Genomic DNA, 2,882 nt, shown 5'->3' on the forward strand with positions numbered 1-2,882 from the left:
GCTGAAGGCTAAAGGCTAATAAAAAATACTTTCACCATTCCCCACTCCCCACTCAATCGTGAAAGATTTTTTGTGGAACAACAAACAGGGTTGTGCCTTGCCGTCTAACAATGTAGACTTTTTCATTAGGCGCGATCGCACTCACATCATCATCGCAACGTGCTTGCCAGGAATTGCCTTCATAGAGTACTCTCCCTGTCTCTCCTGCTGAAATTTCGGTTAGGGTGCGCCCTTCCTTCCCATCAAGATTTTTAGACGCTTTCGCAGTTGGGAGGAGGCGACGGGAGAAATATACCAGAGAGACGGATAACAATAACCACAGTACCACTTGCAGGGAAAACTGGGGTGCGTTGCCAAAGGCAGGCGTTGCCATCGCGGATACCAACCCTACCACTAAGGCGCTGATACCCATGGTAAAGAGAACAAAGGCGGTTGGGACAAATAATTCAATTAAACAAAGAATCGATCCGGCGAGGAGCCAGAGGATCGTAGGATTGAAAGACATATGAGAATCCTTGTACTGTAAAGTCAGGAGTTGAGGAGCAATTAGCGATTAGCCATCACCCATTCCCTGATAGACGGCTAGACACAATAGGATCTTTTTCTTTATTCTTTTAGCTTATTGGATGTTTATTGTTTTATTCTAATTTATCCCGCTTCTGTAGGATTTGAGCTAATTTAATCATGTATCAACGAGCTGACCGCTGCTGCTACCAATTTACCTCACACTTGTTTTTAAGTCATTTTAAACCATTATGCGTAGTCCTAAATTACTGGTAAATCGCTATCTCTGGGCGGTAGGCTCCACTGCTGCTACAATACCCGTTGGTGAAATAGTCGCAAATCGGTATCAGGCGATCGCACCACAAATTTGGCAGGATATGCAGCCAGATGTGCCGCCAGATATGCCAGAGCAACTGAGTGGCAATATTCTAACTTACCTTCGCTTGTATCCCCATCGCCTCCATGTACCAGAGGTTTATGGGGTGTGTAATTTGCCCAACTCAGAACAGGTTATTTTGCTGGAGAATGGACCGATTGATACTAATGGTGGTCCTTATCCATCAATGGAGGAGATGTGGTCAAATGTATCTGCGGTGCGTCAGGTTTATTGGCTGTCACAAATGTGGGAATTATGGAAACCTTTAACAGAATTGGGAGTAAATTCCGCACTTCTAGTGCCAGAGAATCTGCGGGTGGAAGGGTGGCGGGTGCGACTGCGAGAACTTTATGTTACTGGAGCGGTAACGTCAGAAATGGTAATCTCGGCGGGCGAGAGTGGCGATAGAGAAGCAGATGAATTAGTTGTTGGGACAGCTTCAGGGGGAACAACTACACTAACAAGATCGCAATCCAAAGCTACGATACAACAACTTGGTGCTTATTGGGATTCTTTGGCACGGAGAGCTTCTGGAAATGTGGCTGCTGGGCTATTAGAAATTACTCAGCAGATGCAAGTTGAGAAACCTGACTTCAAAGAAATTACAATCAAACTCAATCAAGTTTTATTAGAAGAAGCATCTCGACAACCTTTACGCTTAGAAGTGGCAGGGTTTACCGATACAGGACCAATTCAAAACCATAATGAGGATAGTTGCTATCCTCTCATGTCTGAGCTGCCAGAAGATCCGGAGCAACCAAGAGATCCCCTTATCCCTCATTTATCTATTATCTGCGACGGCATTGGCGGTCATGAGGGTGGAGAAGTGGCTAGCCACATGGGGGTACAGTCAGTTAAAATTCAAGTCCGTGCGCTGTTAGCAGAGTTATTAGAAGATCCAGAATTAATGACACCGGAGCTAGTAGCAGATCAATTATCAGCTATTATTCGCATAGTCAATAATTTGATTTCCTCTAGTAACGACCAACAAGAGCGATCGTCTCGGCGGCGAATGGGGACTACTTTAACTTTAGCATTGCAATTGCCCCAAATAATTAGGCGAACTGATGGGGAAGGTAATGCTCATGAACTTTATATTGCGAATGTGGGGGATAGTCGTGCTTATTGGTTAACGCCTCGATACTGTCAGTTACTTACCCAAGATGATGATGTGGTAACTCGCGAAGTTAAACTAGGACGCAGTTTATATCGCCAAGCATTACAACGCCCTGATGCTACTGCACTTACCCAGGCTGTGGGTACGAGGGAGGGTGAATTACTCCGTCCATTTGTGCGACGCTTTATTTTAGAAGAAGATGGTTTGTTGCTCTTATGTTCAGATGGGTTGAGCGACAATAATGTGGTGGAGCAATTTGGGACTAATTATGCAAGAGATGTGTTAATTGGTAGGCTTTCTCTGGAAGAAGCTGCTAAAGCTTTAATTGAGCTAGCGAATGAAAAGAATGGTCATGATAATACATCAGTTGTCCTTACATATTGCGGTGTTTCTCCCCAGTATCCTGTGGTTCTCGATTTCGGCGAAAGTGCTTTAGAAACTATGCCTTTTGCAATTAATTTAGATACTGATTTAGTTACTCCGGTTGAAATTGTCGATGAAGAGGAATCTGTGGTTATACCTCAGCCAGTTGAACCTGAAGTAGTCACAACATCACAGGGGGATTGGCTCAAAGTTAGTTTGGGAGTATTGGGAATCTTGGTAGTATTATTATCTGCTGGTGCAGCAGTATTAACTGCTCAATGGTTACTCGATCCCCAGGGGTTTAAACAAATGCAGGATTTTCTTTTCCCTCCCCAAGAAATTCAGACTCCTCCTCCTGGGCAAGACTCGAAGGAGAAGTAAGTTAAAAGTCATATTGTGTACCGTATTAGGGAGGATTCCACTTTGGCAAAGATACTCGTTTTTTGACAAAGTTTTTACCCCCCCAGCCCCCCTTGTCAAAGGGGGGAGTAAGAATCAACCTGCATTTCTTCCTTTCTCGGG

The 2,882-nt window shown here is 44.4% G+C and carries 2 protein-coding genes; one reads left to right on the top strand and one right to left on the bottom strand.

Annotation, left to right across the window (positions count from 1 at the left end):
- Window positions 1-52 precede the first annotated feature (52 nt).
- Window positions 53-505, bottom strand: a complete 453-nt coding sequence (locus NJ959_RS28025) for an NfeD family protein (protein WP_254015047.1) — start codon at window positions 503-505, stop codon at window positions 53-55.
- Window positions 506-755: 250 nt separating this feature from the next.
- Here NJ959_RS28025 and NJ959_RS28030 point away from each other — a divergent pair, with 250 nt between their 5' ends.
- Complete coding sequence (locus tag NJ959_RS28030; protein ID WP_254015048.1) at window positions 756-2,741, top strand: PP2C family protein-serine/threonine phosphatase; 1,986 nt, start codon at window positions 756-758, stop codon at window positions 2,739-2,741.
- Window positions 2,742-2,882: the final 141 nt, after the last annotated feature.

This window comes from Limnofasciculus baicalensis BBK-W-15, from assembly GCF_024178385.1.
Lineage (GTDB): Bacteria > Cyanobacteriota > Cyanobacteriia > Cyanobacteriales > Coleofasciculaceae > Limnofasciculus > Limnofasciculus baicalensis.

Bases quoted from the DNA above. Each gene is read 5' to 3' on its own strand.
- NJ959_RS28025 (WP_254015047.1), bottom strand. From the start codon at position 505: ATGTCTTTCAATCCTACGATCCTCTGGCTCCTCGCCGGATCGATTCTT.
- NJ959_RS28030 (WP_254015048.1), top strand. From the start codon at position 756: ATGCGTAGTCCTAAATTACTGGTAAATCGCTATCTCTGGGCGGTAGGC.